This is a genomic window from Bradyrhizobium oropedii (genome assembly GCF_020889685.1).
Classification (GTDB): Bacteria; Pseudomonadota; Alphaproteobacteria; order Rhizobiales; family Xanthobacteraceae; genus Bradyrhizobium; species Bradyrhizobium oropedii.
In genome coordinates, this window is the sequence record NZ_JACMYO010000079.1 from 17,083 (window position 1) to 34,648 (window position 17,566).

At 64.7% G+C, this 17,566-nt stretch carries 19 protein-coding genes; 10 read left to right on the forward strand and 9 right to left on the reverse strand.

The window, feature by feature from the left end:
- Positions 1-45: 45 nt before the first annotated feature.
- Together H8A95_RS22170 and H8A95_RS22175 are read right to left on the reverse strand one after the other, a co-directional pair.
- On the reverse strand, positions 46-1,224 hold the full coding sequence (locus H8A95_RS22170) for an MFS transporter (RefSeq protein WP_229185020.1): 1,179 nt from the start codon (positions 1,222-1,224) through the stop codon (positions 46-48).
- On the reverse strand, positions 1,221-1,775 hold the full coding sequence (locus H8A95_RS22175) for a GNAT family N-acetyltransferase (protein ID WP_229185021.1): 555 nt from the start codon (positions 1,773-1,775) through the stop codon (positions 1,221-1,223). Before H8A95_RS22175 ends, H8A95_RS22170 begins: the two co-directional genes overlap by 4 nt.
- 103 nt (positions 1,776-1,878) lie before the next feature.
- Between H8A95_RS22175 and H8A95_RS22180 the strand changes: the two genes are divergently transcribed.
- The gene (locus H8A95_RS22180) at positions 1,879-2,772 is read left to right on the forward strand and encodes a LysR family transcriptional regulator (protein ID WP_229185022.1); all 894 of its coding nucleotides are present in this window, start codon (positions 1,879-1,881) and stop codon (positions 2,770-2,772) included.
- A 32-nt stretch (positions 2,773-2,804) separates the two neighbouring features.
- Here H8A95_RS22180 and H8A95_RS22185 read toward each other — a convergent pair whose 3' ends face one another.
- Entirely contained in the window at positions 2,805-3,602 is a 798-nt protein-coding gene (locus tag H8A95_RS22185; RefSeq protein ID WP_229185023.1) for a DUF899 domain-containing protein, read from the reverse strand.
- Between the two features lie 215 nt (positions 3,603-3,817).
- On the opposite strand from H8A95_RS22185, the gene H8A95_RS22190 reads away from it, so the two are divergent.
- Both H8A95_RS22190 and H8A95_RS22195 read left to right on the forward strand, forming a co-directional pair.
- Positions 3,818-4,327, forward strand: a complete 510-nt coding sequence (locus tag H8A95_RS22190; RefSeq protein ID WP_229185024.1) for a MarR family winged helix-turn-helix transcriptional regulator — start codon at positions 3,818-3,820, stop codon at positions 4,325-4,327.
- Positions 4,324-5,184, forward strand: a complete 861-nt coding sequence (locus tag H8A95_RS22195) for a DMT family transporter (RefSeq protein WP_229185025.1) — start codon at positions 4,324-4,326, stop codon at positions 5,182-5,184. Before H8A95_RS22190 ends, H8A95_RS22195 begins: the two co-directional genes overlap by 4 nt.
- A 37-nt stretch (positions 5,185-5,221) precedes the next feature.
- Here the strand turns inward: H8A95_RS22195 and H8A95_RS22200 are convergent, their stop codons facing one another.
- A complete protein-coding gene (locus H8A95_RS22200; RefSeq protein ID WP_338027913.1) occupies positions 5,222-6,526 on the reverse strand; it encodes an MFS transporter in 1,305 nt (434 codons plus the stop codon).
- A gap of 14 nt (positions 6,527-6,540) precedes the next feature.
- Here H8A95_RS22200 and H8A95_RS22205 point away from each other — a divergent pair, with 14 nt between their 5' ends.
- The 3 genes from H8A95_RS22205 to H8A95_RS22215 all read left to right on the forward strand — a co-directional run bounded on the left by H8A95_RS22205 (position 6,541) and on the right by H8A95_RS22215 (position 8,976).
- On the forward strand, positions 6,541-7,482 hold the full coding sequence (locus H8A95_RS22205; RefSeq protein ID WP_229185027.1) for a LysR family transcriptional regulator: 942 nt from the start codon (positions 6,541-6,543) through the stop codon (positions 7,480-7,482).
- Positions 7,483-7,536: 54 nt separating this feature from the next.
- Positions 7,537-8,409, forward strand: coding sequence for a bifunctional helix-turn-helix transcriptional regulator/GNAT family N-acetyltransferase (locus H8A95_RS22210; protein WP_229185028.1), 873 nt, complete (start codon positions 7,537-7,539; stop codon positions 8,407-8,409).
- Between the two features lie 69 nt (positions 8,410-8,478).
- Complete coding sequence (locus tag H8A95_RS22215; RefSeq protein ID WP_229185029.1) at positions 8,479-8,976, forward strand: peptide deformylase; 498 nt, start codon at positions 8,479-8,481, stop codon at positions 8,974-8,976.
- Positions 8,977-9,102: 126 nt separating this feature from the next.
- Here H8A95_RS22215 and H8A95_RS22220 read toward each other — a convergent pair whose 3' ends face one another.
- Positions 9,103-10,365 carry a serine hydrolase domain-containing protein gene (locus H8A95_RS22220; protein ID WP_229185030.1) on the reverse strand — a complete coding sequence of 421 codons (1,263 nt, stop codon included), beginning with the start codon at positions 10,363-10,365 and terminating at the stop codon, positions 9,103-9,105.
- 187 nt (positions 10,366-10,552) lie between these two features.
- A complete protein-coding gene (locus H8A95_RS22225) occupies positions 10,553-11,026 on the reverse strand; it encodes a VOC family protein (protein ID WP_229185031.1) in 474 nt (157 codons plus the stop codon).
- A 347-nt stretch (positions 11,027-11,373) separates the two neighbouring features.
- Between H8A95_RS22225 and H8A95_RS22230 the strand changes: the two genes are divergently transcribed.
- Positions 11,374-12,012 carry a glutathione S-transferase family protein gene (locus H8A95_RS22230; RefSeq protein WP_229185032.1) on the forward strand — a complete coding sequence of 213 codons (639 nt, stop codon included), beginning with the start codon at positions 11,374-11,376 and terminating at the stop codon, positions 12,010-12,012.
- Between the two features lie 32 nt (positions 12,013-12,044).
- Here H8A95_RS22230 and H8A95_RS22235 read toward each other — a convergent pair whose 3' ends face one another.
- A complete protein-coding gene (locus H8A95_RS22235) occupies positions 12,045-12,941 on the reverse strand; it encodes a LysR family transcriptional regulator (RefSeq protein ID WP_229185033.1) in 897 nt (298 codons plus the stop codon).
- A 289-nt stretch (positions 12,942-13,230) separates the two neighbouring features.
- Between H8A95_RS22235 and H8A95_RS22240 the strand changes: the two genes are divergently transcribed.
- Both H8A95_RS22240 and H8A95_RS22245 read left to right on the forward strand, forming a co-directional pair.
- Positions 13,231-13,965: an SDR family NAD(P)-dependent oxidoreductase gene (locus H8A95_RS22240; protein WP_229185034.1), complete on the forward strand. Its 735-nt coding sequence runs from the start codon at positions 13,231-13,233 to the stop codon at positions 13,963-13,965.
- A 26-nt stretch (positions 13,966-13,991) separates the two neighbouring features.
- Positions 13,992-14,591 (forward strand): NADPH-dependent F420 reductase, encoded by a 600-nt coding sequence (locus tag H8A95_RS22245; RefSeq protein WP_229185035.1) that lies wholly within the window; start codon positions 13,992-13,994, stop codon positions 14,589-14,591.
- Between the two features lie 131 nt (positions 14,592-14,722).
- Here H8A95_RS22245 and H8A95_RS22250 read toward each other — a convergent pair whose 3' ends face one another.
- Positions 14,723-15,376, reverse strand: a complete 654-nt coding sequence (locus H8A95_RS22250; protein ID WP_229185036.1) for a glutathione S-transferase — start codon at positions 15,374-15,376, stop codon at positions 14,723-14,725.
- A gap of 114 nt (positions 15,377-15,490) precedes the next feature.
- Here H8A95_RS22250 and H8A95_RS22255 point away from each other — a divergent pair, with 114 nt between their 5' ends.
- Complete coding sequence (locus H8A95_RS22255; RefSeq protein ID WP_229185037.1) at positions 15,491-16,054, forward strand: TetR/AcrR family transcriptional regulator; 564 nt, start codon at positions 15,491-15,493, stop codon at positions 16,052-16,054.
- A gap of 649 nt (positions 16,055-16,703) precedes the next feature.
- Here the strand turns inward: H8A95_RS22255 and H8A95_RS22260 are convergent.
- The coding region (locus H8A95_RS22260; RefSeq protein WP_229185038.1) for a GTP pyrophosphokinase at positions 16,704-17,566 on the reverse strand (863 nt) is incomplete at its 5' end.

Sequence of the window (17,566 nt, forward strand, 5' to 3'; positions counted from 1 at the left end):
TTCTTGTTCCTCCCATTTTCTAAACCATATCCCGCGGCGTCGGCCTCAGGGAGCCCTCGGAAACAGCAGTTTCAGCATGGCAGCCGCGACGAGCGTCATCATGGCGAGGCCGGTGGAAAGATAAAGCGCGCTGGCATCGCCGAACCGGTCGATCACGATCGCATAGACCAACGGCGCCGCCGCGGGCAGGATGAAGCTCGGAACGATGAGCCGGCCGACCAGCGTGCCGTAGCTGCGATGATCGAACAGGATCAGCGGCAACGTTCCCCTTGTGATGGTCAGAATGCCGTTGCAGGCGCCGTAGAGCAGCGCGAAGGCGATCCCCATCTCCTTCGATGTCCCGCTGAACAGGCCGGCAATGAAGGAGAGCGGCATGATCAGGCAGGCCATCAGATTGAGCGCGAGCGGATCGAGCCGTCCGCCGAACAGGACTTCGCAAAGGCGCGCGGCCGATTGCCCAATGCCCCGCAGTGTTGCGATCCAAACCGCCACGGTGACGGTGAGCCCGAGCCCCGAAAGCACGGCGATCATGTGGGCGGACATGCCGGCGTTCAGGAAGTTGGCTCCGGTCATGATCACGGCATAGAGCCCGCCCGCCGCCGCAAGCTGCCGGCGGCTGGCAGCGCGCGGCTGCTTCGGCGCCGCCACACCAGAGCTCGGCACGCCGGCAAACCGCTTGTTCGGAATCAGCAAGTGCAGCGGAATCGTCAGCAGCGCAAAGCCGGCATAGGCCAATACCGCAATGCGCCAGCCGAAATGTTCCGAGAGCGTATGGCCGAGCGGCCAGAACACGGTGGCGGCCAGGCCACCGAGCAGAGTGATCCCGGACATCGCGCGGCGCGCCTCCGGTCCGCCGATCCGGGCCAGCGCCGCGAACGCCGCATCGTACAGGGTCAGCCGCATGCCGAGGCCCAGAACGATCCAGGACACGAAATAGCTGCCGATCTGATGCGAGAGGGCGAGACCGGCGCAGCCGGCCGCGTTGATCAGAGCGCCTGCGACCATGACTTCCCGGCCACCGCGGCGATCCACGCACCTGCCCGCAAGGGGCGACACCACGCCCATCATCAAAAGCGCCGCGGCAAATCCGCCGTAGACGATGTCGCGGCCCCAGCCGAGATCCGCGGATATCTGCTCGCCGAACCCGCCGATCAGATAGTAGGTCGCGCCCCAGGAAATCAGTTGAGCCAGCCCGAGGGCGACCACGACCCGGCGTGCGATCACCGGGCAGCTTCCTTGCCTGAGGGCAGCGTGGAAGCGCCCGGCCCGAGCGGCCGCTGCATCAGCACGGTGTCGACCCATTGCCCGAGTTTGAACCCGACCGACATCAAAGTGCCCGCCGGCTGAAAGCCCATGCGACGGTGCAGCGCGATCGACCCGGCGTTGCCGCTGTTGCCGATCACGGCCAGCATCTGCCGCCAAGGTCCTGCTTCCGCGCGTACTATCAGCTCTTGAAGCAGCGCCACGCCGATGCCGCGGCCGTGCAGCCCGTCAGCCACGTAGACGGAATCCTCGATGGTGTGGCGGTAGGCCGGCCGCGGCCGGTACGACGTCGCGTAGCAATAGCCGGCCACGCGGCCATCCAGCTCGGCCACGAGATACGGCAGACCTGCCGCCAGCACAGCGTTCCGGCGGCTACGCATCTCGTCCACCGTCGGCGGCACCTCCTCGAAGGTCGCGAGCCCATTGAGCACGTGATGGGCATAGATGCCCTGCACGTCAGCCATATCGCCGTCCGTCACGTCGCGGACCACGACGCCGTTGCCGCCTGCCATCACCATGTCTTCCTGCCTAAGCCGTCAATATTGCCCGAGCATGCGCCACGGCGTTATATAAGTGAAGCTTTGATTGGTTATGCGTGGCATAAGAGATACTTTGATGAAGAACCTCAACCTCGACTATCTCGAAAGCTTCGCCGTGGTGATCGACAGCGGCAGCTTTTCCGCCGCGGCCGAGCGATTGCAACTCACGCAGCCTGCGGTGAGCCTGCAGGTGCGCCAGCTCGAGCGCAGCCTGAACGCCACCTTGATCGAGCGGGTCGGACGACGTGCCAGGCCGACCGCCGCCGGCGTCGCCTTGCTTTCGCACATGGACCAGATCAACGCAGCCGTGACATCGGCAGTCGATGCCGTCGCGCAGCAGACGACCGGAACGGCAGGCCGTGTGCGGCTCGGCACGGGAGCGACCGCCTGCATCTTCCTGCTGCCGCCGATCCTCAGGGAGTTGCGGGCGGCAATGCCCTCGCTCGAGATCACGGTCACGACCGGCAACACCGCGGAGATCGCGCGAGCCGTCGAAGACAACACCATCGACATCGCGCTCGTCACGCTGCCGGTGTCCGGGCGCAGCTTCGAGATCACCCCGGTCATGAACGACGAGTTCGTGCTGATCGCGCCGCGCGACATGAAGCTGCCGGCGCGGATCACGCCGGAGGTGCTGGCGACCAGACCGGTCCTGCTGTTCGAGCCCGGCGGCAACACCAGGCGTACCGCGGATGAATGGCTGGCCCGCGGCGGCGTCGCGCTGAAGCCGTTGATGTCGCTCGGCAGCGTCGAGGCGATCAAGGAGATGGTGCGTGCCGGCCTCGGCTGCGCAATTCTGCCGGGCATGGCAGTCCCCGCCAGAACCAAGCCGCGCGACCTGCTCGTGCGGTCGCTGTCACCCAGACTCCATCGCCGGCTCGCGGTCCTAATCCGCCGCGACAAGCGTCTCGACCGCGGACTGCGGCAGACGTTGTCGGCGCTGAAGGGACTCTCTTCAAAGAGCAGCTAGGGAGGACGCCACCCGTCCTCCCCATGCCCCCGTCACGTTGCGTTGCGTTCCTGCTCCGCGATCTTGCGGAACGCGGCCTCGCCGGCATCGGTCACCGCCGCCCACTTTGCGTTCGGCGCGGCCTCGGCCTCGTAATTGTCATGCCAGTTCCACCATTTGTAGGTCGGGCCCTGCGGATAGCCCTTCGGCGAATCCTCCCAGAGTTCCTGGCGGCCGAACGGCGTGATGTCGAGATAGCTCCACACCGTGCCCATCGACTCGTCGCCGCGGCTGTTGACGAGATAGGTGCGAAAGATCCGCTCGCCGTCGCGGACGAACACGTTATGGCCGTGCCACTCGGCGACGCCGAAATCGGCATCGAAGCTGTCGGTGATGGTGTACCACGGCATCTCCCACTCCATCCGCGCCTTCAGCCGCGCAATGTCGGCCTGCGGCGCGCGCGAGGCGTAAGCGAGGGTGGTGTCGCGCTGGTTCAGATGTGAGAGATGGCCGACTTGATCGGCGCCGAGCGAGCAACCGCGGCAGCCGTGCTCCGGCCAGCCGAACACGCCGGGCTCGAAGAAGGCACGGTAGATGATCAGTTGCCGGCGGCCCTCGAACAAGTCGAGCAGGCTTGCCTTGCCGTTCGGTCCTTCGAAGACATACGGCTTCTCGACCGCCATCCACGGCATCCGCCGCCGCTCCGCGGCCAGCGCGTCGCGCGCCCGCACCTGCGCCTTCTCCTTCACCAGCATCTCCAGGCGCGCCGCCTCCCACGCCTCCCGCGACACCACCGGCGGCGTCTGCATCGCCGAAAGTCCGCCACGGTCGTTTTCAGCTGATTTGCTCATGATGATCTCCTTCTTTCGAATTGGACGAACTCGGGGACCCCAGCGCAGTTCCAGCGCCGTGGCCGTTCGTCATTGGCCATGCCGCAATCTGGCGCGGCGGCCACAACGAGTGGGAGTGACAAGTGTGTCGGGATTTTCGCGCATGCGCCCGGGTCGCTTCGATCACATTTGCGTAATGCTTGCACTTTGCAATTACATGTGCGAGCCTCGCCGCCATGAAACAAGCCGCAGCCCCTGCGTCCGATGATGGCCTGAAGCTCAGCGCCTGGCTGCCCTATCGCCTATTCCTGGTCGCGGCCCAGGTCGCCCGTCCGCTGGAGAGTTTTTACAGCGAGACATTCGGATTGAGCCAGGCCGGCTGGCGCATCCTCGCCGTGATCGCCGAGCGCGATGCCGCCAATGCCTCCGAGATCGGCCGCGCCTGCGCGCTCGATCCGTTCGCGGTCAGCCGCGGCATCGGCCAGCTCACAGAACTCGGCTTCGCGGTGCGGCGTCCCGGCAAGACCGATCGCCGCTTCGCCGCGGTCAGCATCACCCGCAGCGGCCGGACCGCCTTCAACCGGATCGCCGCGCTCGGCAGTGCGATCGAGGCGCGGCTGCTTGCGCGCCTTTCAGAAGCCGAGCGAACGATTCTCGGCTCGGCCCTCACCCGGCTCGAGGGCGAGAGTGCGCGGATCGACGCCGGCGGCTGGCGCGCGCTGCTCGATGACGCCGGCGCGCCATGACGGCCGCACTGTTCGCGCTGACCGCACTGCTCTGGGGCGGCGGCGCCCTGGCAACGGCAATGCAGGCCGGTGTCACACCGGCGCCCTGGTCCGTGGCCCTGCGCATGGTGCTCGCGGGTCTGATCCTGCTCGGCTACGGCCGACTGCGCGGCGTGCCGCTAGCGATCCCGCGCAAGGACCGGCCGGCCGTTGCGTTACAGGGCCTACTGTTCTTCGCCATTGCCTTCATCGCCTTCTATGAAGCGACCGCACGGATGCCGAGCGGCCTTGCCGCGCTGGTGCTGTCGACCTCGTCGCTATTCGCCGCCATGATCGCGCGTGCCGCGCTCGGTGTCCCGATCTCCTCCGGTTTCGTCTGGGGCGCGCTGTGCGGCATCTTGGGTCTTGCGATCATTTTCCTGCCCGGTGCAAGCGCGCACGGAACCGCGCCGCTCGCAGGGTTTGGTTGGGCGCTCGCGGCGGCGATCGCGACCGGCGCCGGGACGACCGTCGGCGCACGCAACCAGCGTGCCGGATTGCCGGTCGTCTCCGTGCTCGCCTGGGGCGCATTCATCGGCGCTGCGGCGAGCGCGCTCTGGGCGATCGTGACAGGCACGCACTTTGCAGCCGACGTCTCGCTGACCTACGCAGCGAGCTTCCTCTATCTCGCCGTCGCCGCATCCTGCGTCACCTTCATGCTCTACTTCGAACTCGTGCGGCGGCTCGGTCCCGGTCGAGCCGCCTACACGCTCGCGCTGGTGCCGCTCGTGGCACTCATGCTGTCGGCACTGTTCGAGCACCTCACGCTCGGCTGGCCGGTGCTCGCCGGCGCCGCCGCGATCCTCGCCGGCAACGTGCTGGTGCTGGCGCGGGCCTGAATTGAATGTCCCGCCGGCGGCAGCGCACCTCGCGGGTTCAGGTCGCTGGTCGACGGCACCACGCCGCGGCCGCCGGGATCATGGCGAGAAGACTGATGCCCGCCAGGACCAGGAAGACCGCCGAGTAGCCGACGGTCGCAGCGATCAAGCCGGCCAGCGGCGGCGTGATCAGGGTTGCGACATCGTAGGCGGCGTCGAACAGTCCGATGCCGGATGCGATCTGCGTGGCGGGAACGGCACGCACCACCGGCAGCGCCAGCAGCGGATACGTCATCGACATGCCGCAGCCCGCGAGGATCGCACCGGCAATGGCGGTGTGTTCGTCGGACGCGAGCCCGAGGATCAGCATGCCGCCCGCCAGCGCCGCAAGCGCAAGCAGCACCGGACGCGGCCCGGCGGCGCGATCGCACACACCGCTGAACACCGGTCGGGCAAGCGCAAACGCCGCCAGGAAAACGAACAGCGCGATCGAGCCGTTGTGCCAGCCGCGATGCAGGAACGCGAGCACGACAAAACTGGTCGTGCCGATGTAGCTCATCACGGCGAGGCCGAAGCCCAGCGTCGGTCGCCAGATCGCCCTCAAGATCGCCGTCAGCGGCAGGACCGCCGCGCCGTGCGGCGCCGGCGCGCTCCGTTGCGCCATCAACACCAGCGGAAGACCGCCGAGCGGCACGAGCATCGTGATGACGGCCGCGACCAAGAAGCCGTCCGGCGCAAGCTGCGGCGGCAACAGCGTGGTGAAGAGATGCGCGATGTCTCCGGCAAGGCCTCCGAGCAGCGCACCGGCCGAAATGCCAGCGAAGAACAACAGCCCGACCCAAGACATCGCCCTGCCCTGTTGTGCCGGTCCAGCGAGCATCACTGCCCAGGCGGTGCCGCCGGAAAACAGGAAGCCCTGGCCGATGCCCATCGCGACGCGGCCGATCACCATCAGCCCAAGCGCCGTGATCGGCGACACCGGCAACAGCCCGGCGAGAACGTAGAACGCGCCGGAGATCGCCGCTCCGAAGAGCCCGAGCATCGTCGCGTCGCGTGCGCCCCTTCGGTCGGCGAAGCGGCCAACCAGCGGACGCGTCAACAGGGTCGCAAGGCCTTCGGCGGCCAGCACGGCGCCGGCAACGAGCGGACCGAAGCCGAGATCGGCATCGACGCGCACCGGCAACACCGCGAGCGGCGCACCAAGCTGGCCAGCCCGAACATCGCGACCAGTCCCGGCAGGAGCACGGCGCGCCTGAGGCTGGTCGGTGGAGTGCGGTCGACGGACGGCTGATGGAGGTATTGCTGCATGGCTCGGCTCGACTTGAACAAGGAGCCGCGGAATAGACATTGAGGCTTCCAGCATTAGAATGCGCCACGATGGCACTTCAGAACGGACAAAATTTCCGCAATTACGAGACCCTGGCCGGCGTCGCGGCGTTCGTTCACGCCGCCGAGCAAGGCGGATTCGCCGCCGCGGGCCGAATTCTCGGACTGTCCGGCTCCGCGGTCGGCAAGGCCGTCGGGCGCCTTGAAGCCCGCCTTGGCGTGCGCCTGCTCAACCGCACCACCCGCAAGGTGACGCTGACCGGCCCCGGCGCCGAATTCTTCCGGCGCGCCGGCAACATCCTGGCGGAGCTCGACGAGGCGGAGCAGGTCCTCGCCGAGCAACAAGGCGCGCCGCGCGGACGGCTCAAGGTCTCGCTGCCGCACAACATCGGCCAGCTGCTGGTCCCGAAGTTCGCGGAGTTCGCGCGGCTGTTTCCCGACGTCGCGCTCGATGTTCAACTCGAGGACCGCCTCGTCGACATGGTCGGCGAAGCCATCGATGTCGCCTTGCGAACCGGCGAGCTCACTGATTCTTCGCTGATTGCGACCCGGATTGGGCCGCAGCATTTTGTGATCTGCGGCACGCCGGATTATTTCCGGCGGATGCCGCAGCCCGAGACGCCGAACGATCTCGCGGTCCATCGCGGCGTCAGCTTCCGCGTGCCGACGACGGGCCAGATTTACCCGTGGAGTTTCTGCGGCGAGTTCGCCGGCGCGATGGCGACGGACTCCGTGACCTTCAACAACTCCGACGGCGTGCTCGCAGCGATCCGTTCGGGCGTCGGGATCGGCCAGCTGCCGGTGATCCTTGCGCGTTCCTGCATCGCGCGCGGCGATCTGGTTGCCGTGCTGACCGATTACATGGTGCCGCGCGGTAGCGTGTGGATCGCCTGGCCGAGCAACCGCTACCGGTCGCTGGCGCAGCGCGCCTTCGTCGACTTCATCAGGCAGCAATTGCCCGACACGCTGTTCGAGCCGATCGGCAAGCCATGAACGCGATCGCACCACCGATTGACGCGGGAATGATATCTGACTAAAGTCAGACATATGCTCGACCCTGTCTCCCGCATCCGTCGTTTCAACCGTGCCGTGACCTCCGCCGTCGGCGCGCTCGACACCTCGTTCCTCGGGCGCGGCCGGCCGCTCGGCGCCGCCCGCGTGCTGAACGCGATCGGGCACGGCCGCACCGACGTGGGCGACATCAGGGATTATCTTGCCCTCGATTCCGGCCTGATGAGCCGGCTGCTGCGCAGCCTCGAGGACGAAGGGTTGATCGAGACCACGGCGCATGGCGACGATGCGCGCCGCCGCATCGCCAGGCTGACGCCGGCGGGCAGGCGCGAGTTCAACGCCTATGAGGCGATCTCCAATCGGCAGGCCAAGGACTTCCTCAGCCATCACACGCAACGCGAGGCGTTGCTGGCGGCGATGGACCTGATCGCCTCGGCGCTCGGCCGCGACGGCGCCGTCCTGGATGAGATCGACCCGCGCAGCGACGAAGCGCGCTACTGCCTCGGCGAATATTACGCCGAGTTGGCGCGACGCTTCAAACAGGGCTTTGACGTCAAGCTGTCGCGCGATCCCGATGCAAAGGACATGGTGCGGCCGCGCGGCAGTTTCATCGTGGCGATGTCCGACGGCCTGCCGCTCGGCTGCGTCGGGCTGAAAGGCGCGAGCGGCGAGTTCGCGGAGATCAAGCGGCTGTGGGTCGCACCAGCCGCGCGTGGCCTCGGCCTCGGCCGCCGGCTGATGGACGCGGCTGAGAAGGCCGCGCGCGAGCTCGGTATCGCGGTGCTGCGGCTCGACACCAACAGCGCATTGGCGGAAGCCGGTCAGCTCTACCGCCGGAGCGGCTGGACCGAGATCCCGCGCTTCAACGACGACCCCTACCCTGATTTGTTCTTCGAAAAGCGTCTCTGAGCAGTGCGCCGCGCGTGGCGCCTGCTTCGGCGTGTTGTCCGGCGCGATCCGCTGGCCTAAGACACCAGCATGACCATCCGCCCCATCGTCCGCTATCCCGATCCGCGCCTTGCGCTGCCGGCCGAGCCTGTCGCCGTGTTCGACGACGCGCTGCGCGCGCTGGCGCAGGACCTGCTCGAGACCATGCACGCGGCGCCGGGCATCGGCATCACTGCGCCGCATATCGGCGTGCCGCTGCGGGTCGTGGTGCTGGAGCTCGACGCCAGCGAAGGTGCGCAGACCTATGTCAATCCGGAGATCATCCGGACCTCGCCCGAGATGATCCTGCACAAGGAAGGCAGCGTCTCGATGCCCGGCGTCAACGACGAGGTCGAGCGTCACGCGCGGGTCCGCATCCGCTATTGGGATCTCGACGGCAACATGCAGACCGAGGAATCCGACGGCCTGCGCGCGGTGTGCCATCAGCACGAGATCGACCAGCTCGACGGCGTGTTCTGGATCCGGCGCTTGTCGCGCCTGAAGCGCGAGCGGTTGATCAAGCGGTTCGAGAAGATCTCGCGCGGCTGACGCAGGACCGTAGGGCGGGTTAGCAAAGCGTAACCCGCCGCACCGGTCACCACGGAAAGAGCGGTCAGTGGATTACGCCAACGGCTAATCCACCCTACGCAGCTATCGCAGGGATAGAGCTCGACTTCACCCTCCCGCCATCAAATCCTTGGCCAGCGCCATATAGGCCGGCAGCGTCACGGGGTCGTTCGCAGCATTGCCGGCGGCGTGGTGCGAGGCGTAGCGCGCGATCACCATCTCGGCCTTCGGATCGATGTAGATGCCCTGGCCGTGCACGCCGCGCGCCATGTAGGCGCCGTGCTCGTTGTGCGTCACCCACCACTGATTGCGGTACGACGCACCGGGCAAGGTGGTGTAGCCGGCCGGCTTGAACTTCTCGGGATCGCCGCCGCGCGCGACGTCCTCGACAACCGACGACGGCACGATCTGCCGCCCGTTGAAGCGGCCGTGATTGCGGATGGTCTCGCCGAAGCGCGCGAGATCGCGCAGCGTGGTCGACAATCCGCCGCCACCGCTTTCGGTGCCGATGCGATCGACGTGATAATGCGCATCCTCCTCCGCGCCCATCGGCGCCCAGATCCGCTCGGACAGCAAATCGGACAACGTCATCCCGCTGGCGCGCCTGACGATGAAGGCCAGCACGTCAGTGTTGACGGTCTTGTAGGCGAAGGCCTTGCCGTGCTCGCCCTGCTTCTGCTGCGCGCAGAGGAAATCGAAGATGTTGGTCGCGCCTTCATAACCCGCGGGGATCGGCGCCATGCCGTTGGCGCGCCGCAGCCCCCACACGTCGGAATTCTTGTCGGTATAGACCTCGGTGTATTTCAGCCCCGTGGTCATATCCATGACCTCGTGCACGCGCGCGTCGCCGAATGCACTTTCCTTCAGCTCCGGCACGTAGTTGGTGACCGGCGCTTGCGGATCGATCTTGCCTTCGACGACCAGCATGCCGGCGAGCGTGCCGGTGAACGACTTCGTCACCGACATCGCGATATGCGGCTTGTGCGGCTTCAGCCCCCCGAAATAGCGCTCGTAGATCAGTTTGCCCCGGTGCAGCACCGCGATGCCATCGGCATAGCTGTCCTCGAGCATCCGCGCGAAGGTCTGCGGGCGGCCGTCCATCGTCACCGACGCGGAGGCACCGATGTCGTGATCCTCCCGCGGCAGCACCGACGCCGGCCCTGCCCCGCGCCAGACATTCACCGTCGGCACCAGCTGGCGGATGTTGCTCCAGGCCCAGCGCAGCTCGGGAAAGCTGCGGAACGAGCCGTCGTGGAACGTGATCCTCTTGTCCTGCGGCGGCGGAAAGCCCTGCATCCAGCCGAGCTCTTTCGGATCGCTCTCGGCGGCGGTGGGATTTTGTTGCTGATTGGCGGCGGCTGCGACGGACATCAATTCTGGCTCCAGAGCTGCGGAGCGAATTTGGTATCATGCGACGGCAAGGGGCACATCCCGCGTTAGCGCCGGGGTGACCTTCGCCGCAGGCGCATGCCGCCGCGCGAATTGCCATGCGCCGCACATACCAGTTCGATCTGACACCTGACTGTCGCGTCCGGGCCAAATCATTCCGGCGTGCGGATTACGCGGCAGCGGCCCGCTCGATCGTGGCGATGTCGATCTTCTTCATCGTCATCATCGCCTCCATCGCGCGCCGTCCGGCGGCGCGATCGGCGCCGTTGACGAGCTCCAGCAACCGTCGCGGCGTGATCTGCCAGATGAAGCCCCAGCGATCCCGGCACCAGCCGCACGGCAGTTCCTTGCCGCCATTGCCGAGAACGGCATTCCAGTAGCGATCAGTCTCCTCCTGGCTATCGGTGAGCACCATGAAACTCACCGCCTCGTTCGGCGTGAAGTTGGAGCCGCCGTTCAGCCCGACGAAGCGGCGGCCGAGCACAGTGAACTCGACCGTCAGCTCCTCGCCCTGCCCGATGCCCGGTATTGGCGATTGATGGCCTGCGCCGACATGGCTGTCGGGAAACGTCGCAGCGTAGAACTCCGCCGCTGCGCGCGCCTGGCCCTGATCGAACCAAAGGCATGTGACGAGATCGGTCATTTGCAGTCTCCTGGTTTATACGCAAAGGACGGTTGACGAACACGCCAGCCGACACCGCGGCAACAGACTGATGAAAATTATTTTCAGAACCCCGTTTGTGACAACACCGCCTCCACACACCCCACCGTCGTCCCGGCGAAGGCCCGGCCTCCGCCGGGACGACACTGAATATGTTGCACCATCACGGGTTATACGTTCGCATTCTCGCGACACGAGTTGCCAAGCTTTGTACTTCGTTCCGCCCTGCAAAGGGCGTGGAGACGCTTGCGGCCCAAATAATCCAACATCGACTGTCGGGACGCGCGCCGCTCGTTCGTCCTCGGGACGCAAGCACACGGAGAGAAACGATGCCCCCCACCATCACTGCCTTCGATCGCTCACCCGACGGCGGCAAGGGGCGGGCGCGCGATACACGCGTCCGCTGGGCGCTGGAGGAAGTGGGCCAGCCCTACGAGGTTCGCCTCGTTTCGTTCCAGGCGATGAAAGAGCCGGCGCATCTGGCGCTGCATCCGTTCGGCCAGATCCCGACCTATGAGGAAGGCGATCTCGCGCTGTTCGAGACCGGATCGATCGTGCTCCATATCGCCGAACGTCATGCGGGCCTGCTGCCTGACGATGCCAATGCCCGCGCCCGCGCCATCAGCTGGATGTTTGCCGCGGTCAACACGGTCGAACCGCCGATCCTCGAACTCGTGACCGCCAGGATTCTGGAGAGCGACAAGCCATGGAGCAAGGAACGCCTGCCCCTGGTCATGGATCGCGTCCGCGACCGGCTGAAGCAACTCGCCGCCCGCCTCGGCGATGCCGACTGGCTCGACGGCGCGTTCAGCGCAGGCGACCTGATGATGGCGTCGGTGCTGTTCAGGCTGAGGACATCGGGCATTCTCGACGAATATCCGAACCTTGCAGCCTACGTCGCCCGTGGCGAAGCGCGGCCGGCTTACCGGCGGGCGTTTGAGGCGCAGCGAGCGGTCAACACGCGCTAACCGGTGACGCGCCGCCATCGACTCGCCGCGCGTCAGTCGGGCGATATGGACAGCCCCGCGAGAAGCGGAGCGTAAGCGGCGAGCCTGCGGGATACGAACTCCGTGAAGAACCGCACGCGCTTCGTCTTGCGTGTCTCCCCCTGGGTGAGAAGCCAGAGCGTTCCGTACATGTGCAGGTCGGTGCCTGGCACCCTGACCAGAAGGGGGTCGGCATCTCCAATGAAGCACGGCAGGGTCGTCATCCCGAGCCCTTGCCGAACTGCAACGATCTGCGCCTCGGCATCCGTGATCCTGAACGGAACCCCCGTGGCGCGAACCTCGCCCTCGTGGGCCCAGTCCGGGATTCCGTGAATGCTGATGACGATCCACCTGATGGGATCAGGCGCGCCCGCACGCCACGCGGCCAGTCGATCGCGGGACATGTAGATGCCGCCGAACAGCTCCGGTCCCTTCTGGCCGTGAAGATTGAGCGGCAGGGTTTTGCGGTCGTAGACGACACGGATCGCGACGTCGGCCTCCCGGTTGGTCAGATTTGCCAGCTCGCCGGACGACAGGATGTCCATCTCGATGTCCGGATGCAGACGCGCGAAGTCGGCGAAGTCCGGCATGAGCAGGTGTGTCACGAGGGGCGGTGCCAGCGTCACCCGCAGTCGCCCGCGCACGCTCTGGTCGCGCCCGAAGACGCGCGTCTCCAGCTGGTGAGACGACGCTTCCATCTGGTCCGCGAACTCAAGGACCTCCTCCCCTGCAGCCGTCAGGCGGTAGCCCGAAGGCAGCTTTTCGAACATGTGCGCACCGAGGCGTTCCTCGAGCTGGGCGATGCGTCGGAGCACAGTTGAGTGATTGACCCCGAGGCGCTCGGCGGCAGCCCGCACCGAGCCTCCGCGCGCGACGGCAAGAAAGTAGCGAACGTCATCCCAGTCGATCATGGTGCAATCCGGCACCGCTGCGGTGCCCCTTCCAATGCTCGTATCCAACACATCAGCATCTCGTATGTGGGTAATACGAGCGATCATTACAGCCTTTGCCGGCAAGCGCGCGGCCCGATTCCGAACGGCGGACACCGATCGTCGCCGCCGGCGTCCGTCGTCCAGCCGGATCGATTCCGCACCACCGATGTGCGCGCTTCCGCACTCAACGCGTGAGGCCGGCGGACCTATGTCGAGGCTCTCGGGGACCTCCCCGGACCAGTCAAAGATGAGGCTTGAAGGAGACGTCATGGGAAAGCTCGAAGGTAAGGTTGCAGTCGTCACGGGTGGATCGAGCGGCATGGCGCTGGCCAGCGCCAAGCGGTTCGTCGAAGAAGGCGCTTATGTTTTCATCACGGGCCGGAGGCAGCAAGCGCTCGACGACGCCGTCAAGCTGATTGGCCGGAACGTCACCGGCGTGCGCGGCGACGCGGCCAATCTCGACGACCTCGACCGCCTGTTCGATACGGTCAAGCGGGAGAAGGGCAAGATCGACGTGCTGTACGCGAGCGCCGGCATCGGCGAGGCCGTCCCGCTGGGCGAGATTACCGAGCAGCATTTCGATGCTGCCTTCGGCCTGAATACGCGCGGCACGCTGTTTGCGGTTCAGAAGGCGTTGCCGCTGTTCAACGACGGCGGATCGATCTTCATGACCGGGTCGGTTGCTTCGGTGAAAGGTTTTCCTGGTTACGGCGTGTATGCGGCGAGCAAGGCGGCGTTGCGCTCATTCGCGCGCACCTGGCTCAACGAACTGAAGGGCAGGAATATCCGGGTGAACGTGCTGAGCCCGGGGCCGATCGCCACACCGATGCAGGACCAGGTCCTCACCGAGGAGGCGAAGCGGATGTTCGAATCCCTGATCCCGCGGGGAAAGATGGGCCGTCCTGAGGAAATTGCGGCGGCCGCCGTGTTCCTTGCTTCCGACGATTCCAGCTTCGTGAATGGGGTGGACCTGTCCGTCGACGGCGGCTTCTCGGCCATCTGACATCGCACCTGATCGGAGAACGTATCATGAGCCATGCAATTATCGGCTTCGGCGCGATAGGCCAGGCCCTCGCCCGGGCCTTCGCCCGCAAGAACATCGAGGTGGCTGTCGCGAGCCGCCGCCCTCCCGCGGCGTTGGCGCCGCAAGCTCAGGCGATTGGACCCACGGTCGTCGCCAGGCCGCTGCGGGATGCACTCGAGGCCGACACGATCATCCTGGCGGTCCCGTTCGGGGAGCATCGCAATGTTGCGACGGCGCTGCCGAGCTGGCAAGGCAAGACGGTGATCGACGCGATGAATGCGCAGCTTCCGCCTGAGGAGCTCGACGGTCTTCCGTCCTCCGCCTTCGCCGCGAAGGCGTTCAACGGCGCCAGGTATGTCAAAGGCTTCAATCACCTGATTGCGGCCAAATTGGCTGCCGATCCCGTCGTCGAAGGCGGCCACCGGGTGGTCTTCCTGTCTGGTGACGACGACGACGCGATCGCGCCTGTCGCGGCCCTGGCCAAACAACTCGGGTTCGCACCCGTGAAGCTCGGAAAGCTCAACGAGGGTGGCGCACTGGTGCACGCACGCGGCCGCGTCTGGGGTCCGCTGATCTTCCAGGATCTGTTCAAGAAGGAGCAATGATCTGCGACCGTGTGATTGACCCCGGGAGCGAGCGGCCCGCATGAGCACAGCGTTATGCGGGCCGCCGCGCGACACGCGGACAGGAATCGCCCCGGATATCGCTTCGCTCATTGCCGACCACGCTTGCTCAATCAAGATGCGTTGATGGGCTCGGACATCGTTATCCGGTTCTTGACGCTCGGACGCTGCTGCATCCGTGCATACCATGCCGAAAGAGCCTCGCACTCCACCGGAGCCGGCACGTTCACCAGCCCCGCGAAGATCAAGCCGCCGATGAGGGTGATATCGGCCATCGTGAACGCGTCGCCGGCGACGAACGGCTGTCGTTTCAAGATGCCGTCAAAGTAGTGCATCCCCCTCAGCGCCTTGTCGCGCTGACGGAATCCCCATTCGGGGTTCTGATAGATCTCGACATGCGGCCCAAGACCCGGCGTGGCGTGGTGGAAATAGACACTGATGGCGTCGAGCAATTCCAGTTCGGCGCGCTTGCTCATCATGTGGATCACGCCCTTTTCCCGCGGCATCCTGCCGGTCAGCGTCGGCGCGCCATCGAGCGCGTCAAGGTACTCGGTAATCGCCGTGCACTCGCCAATAAAGGTCCCGTCTTCGAGTTCGAGCACCGGCAGCGTGCCGGAGTAGTTCTTGGCCAGGAATTCGGGCTTCTTATGCTCACCCTTGTAGAGATCGACCAATACGAACTCCACGTGCGACCGCAGGTTCTTCTCGGCCAGGGCGATGCGAACGCGGGCCGGATATGGGCCAGTCGGCCAATCGTAAATCTTCATCACGACTCCTATTTTGTCTACCTGTCACTTGGTAGGTCCGATATGAAGACTTCCAATCCGGCTGGTCAAGCCCTACCTGTCACTTGGTAGATAACGAACCAGTGAGGCGACGAAGTGAGTTCAAGCGCCCGGGAGGCCATCTTGGCGGCAGCAAAGCGGACCGCGCAGGCGCGTGGCTATGGCGGCTTGAATTTCCGCGATCTCGCGGACGACGTCGGGATCAAGGCCGCCAGCATCTACCACCATTTCCCAAGTAAAGCCGAACTCGGCGCTGCCGTGGCGCGGCGCTACTGGGAGGACACCGCCGCCCAGCTCGAGGCGATGCTGGCGGAAACTGCCGATCCGGTCCGCTGCCTGCGTCGCTATCCCGAGGTGTTTCGCAAAGCGCTCGAGAACGACAATCGCATGTGCCTCTGCAGCTTCATGTCCGCGGAAGTCGACGACCTGCCGGACGCGGTGAAGGAGGAGGTCCAGACCTTTGCCGACGTCAACGTGGCGTGGCTGAGCAAGCTGTTGGTAGCCGCGGGCCTGGTCAACTCGAGAAAGAGCCTGCAGCGGGCCCGCGCCATCTTCGCCGCCGTCGCCGGCGCGCAGCTCGTCGCCAGAAGCCGCTCCGATATTTCGCTCTACGACACGACGATCGACAGCTATCGCGCCGCGGGTCTTCTGCCGAAGTAGGTCTTCCATGGCTCAATCCCGCGGATGTGGTGCATCACGCCTCCGGCTGATCCACCCTGCGCGCTTCAACCAGCGCAATGGCATGCAACGGCATTCTCGCGACTGAAACGTCCGAGCCTTGCGTGTCGTTTCGCCCTCTCACTTGGCAGAGGGCGCAGGGAAGACCGGGTGCCGATCGCACCCATGGGCCCCGTGCAAAAATAGAAAGCACGGGGGTAGGACCACAGGTGTAACCGGGAACAACCCGGCCTTCCCTGCGCGATGGTTGTGCGGCTTACTTCGTGCTCTCCCCGGCGAGACTGGGCTTTTTTGTCACCGCTTTCGCAGAAACGCTTGCGCGTTTCGCGAGAAGACACCTACCACTAGGGCGTCAGGACCACACGACTTCGCCGTCCACCTCACGCGCACTCGTCAGTCGCGCATTCAGCGTCCACCGCATCTCGCCCCGCGTTCGTGACGATCGCGATCCGCCCCTCTTGTCGGGTGAGACGCGCATATTGAACATCTGAGTTGGGTCATAGCACACTGCTGTCCGCTATCCGAAGATGAGTCCGACCGATTGCGGTTGGCGGTGAAGGATTGGTTTCGAATGATTGGGTAACGTTGGTCTCAGGTGCGCGGATTGCGAGCTGAAAGCGTGACCATCCATCTACGAATTGCGATTGAGCCAGTTCTCGAACGATTCCTTGGCTGCGTTTGTCAAGATACTCGAAAACAGTTCCTTGTCTCCCGCATACAGACAATGCCGAATGATCGTAAATGGACCGAGCCGATCGCTACCCTGTCTTTCGAAGGCCACCTGATATCGCTTAACGGTCGCAATGTTCTCACGCATATAAAAGTTAAACTTGCTCCGACTTATATCTGGGCTCAACTTTAGGATCTCGTCCGTGAACCCATCGACCTTGTAGGCCTCAAATTCAAAACCTGCGAAAAAATGGCGAGCTATCTTCAGAAAACTAAAAGCGTTCAGTCTCGCGTATCTGGAGTTCGCAGTTCCCACCTCACGAGAAGGAACACTCACTTCAGTTTCTCTCGAAAGCTCTTCGTACGAGATGTCCTCCCTTTCTATCTCAGCGACAGTTGAGTCTCTAATTTCTCGAAACTCCCTATCTGCAAGCTCGAAAAGCGCCGCTAGCGTGTTGATCCTTCGCTTCAGACGATTGGGTATGGACTTCTTGTACTTTATCTTGTGATCCAGAATGCTCCAGGAATCTTGGATTACTGTTCGAATTTGAAGTTCGAATCGAAGCGGCGCATAGCGTGTATATTCCGGCAATATACGACGCTCCGAGTTTAGACGGAGATCGAGGTGCAGTCCCTTATAACCGAAGGAGCCTTCTGTATTTTCTACTTGAGAGATTTTATCGGTCACATCAACGACTTCAAACTGCTCGGAAAGAACAGACCGAACTTTCTCTATGTCGTCCTCATATAAGCAAACCAAACGTAGGCCTATGATATCAGTAAGATGATCTTTGATCGTGTAGGGCTCGGACCTAGCTTCTAGCA

Bases quoted from the DNA above. Each gene is read 5' to 3' on its own strand.
- H8A95_RS22175 (WP_229185021.1), bottom strand. From the start codon at position 1,775: ATGGCAGGCGGCAACGGCGTCGTGGTCCGCGACGTGACGGACGGCGAT.
- H8A95_RS22180 (WP_229185022.1), top strand. From the start codon at position 1,879: ATGAAGAACCTCAACCTCGACTATCTCGAAAGCTTCGCCGTGGTGATC.
- H8A95_RS22185 (WP_229185023.1), bottom strand. From the start codon at position 3,602: ATGAGCAAATCAGCTGAAAACGACCGTGGCGGACTTTCGGCGATGCAG.
- H8A95_RS22190 (WP_229185024.1), top strand. From the start codon at position 3,818: ATGAAACAAGCCGCAGCCCCTGCGTCCGATGATGGCCTGAAGCTCAGC.
- H8A95_RS22195 (WP_229185025.1), top strand. From the start codon at position 4,324: ATGACGGCCGCACTGTTCGCGCTGACCGCACTGCTCTGGGGCGGCGGC.
- H8A95_RS22200 (WP_338027913.1), bottom strand. From the start codon at position 6,526: ATGCTGGAAGCCTCAATGTCTATTCCGCGGCTCCTTGTTCAAGTCGAG.
- H8A95_RS22205 (WP_229185027.1), top strand. From the start codon at position 6,541: ATGGCACTTCAGAACGGACAAAATTTCCGCAATTACGAGACCCTGGCC.
- H8A95_RS22210 (WP_229185028.1), top strand. From the start codon at position 7,537: ATGCTCGACCCTGTCTCCCGCATCCGTCGTTTCAACCGTGCCGTGACC.
- H8A95_RS22215 (WP_229185029.1), top strand. From the start codon at position 8,479: ATGACCATCCGCCCCATCGTCCGCTATCCCGATCCGCGCCTTGCGCTG.
- H8A95_RS22220 (WP_229185030.1), bottom strand. From the start codon at position 10,365: ATGTCCGTCGCAGCCGCCGCCAATCAGCAACAAAATCCCACCGCCGCC.
- H8A95_RS22225 (WP_229185031.1), bottom strand. From the start codon at position 11,026: ATGACCGATCTCGTCACATGCCTTTGGTTCGATCAGGGCCAGGCGCGC.
- H8A95_RS22230 (WP_229185032.1), top strand. From the start codon at position 11,374: ATGCCCCCCACCATCACTGCCTTCGATCGCTCACCCGACGGCGGCAAG.
- H8A95_RS22235 (WP_229185033.1), bottom strand. From the start codon at position 12,941: ATGATCGACTGGGATGACGTTCGCTACTTTCTTGCCGTCGCGCGCGGA.
- H8A95_RS22240 (WP_229185034.1), top strand. From the start codon at position 13,231: ATGGGAAAGCTCGAAGGTAAGGTTGCAGTCGTCACGGGTGGATCGAGC.
- H8A95_RS22245 (WP_229185035.1), top strand. From the start codon at position 13,992: ATGAGCCATGCAATTATCGGCTTCGGCGCGATAGGCCAGGCCCTCGCC.
- H8A95_RS22250 (WP_229185036.1), bottom strand. From the start codon at position 15,376: ATGAAGATTTACGATTGGCCGACTGGCCCATATCCGGCCCGCGTTCGC.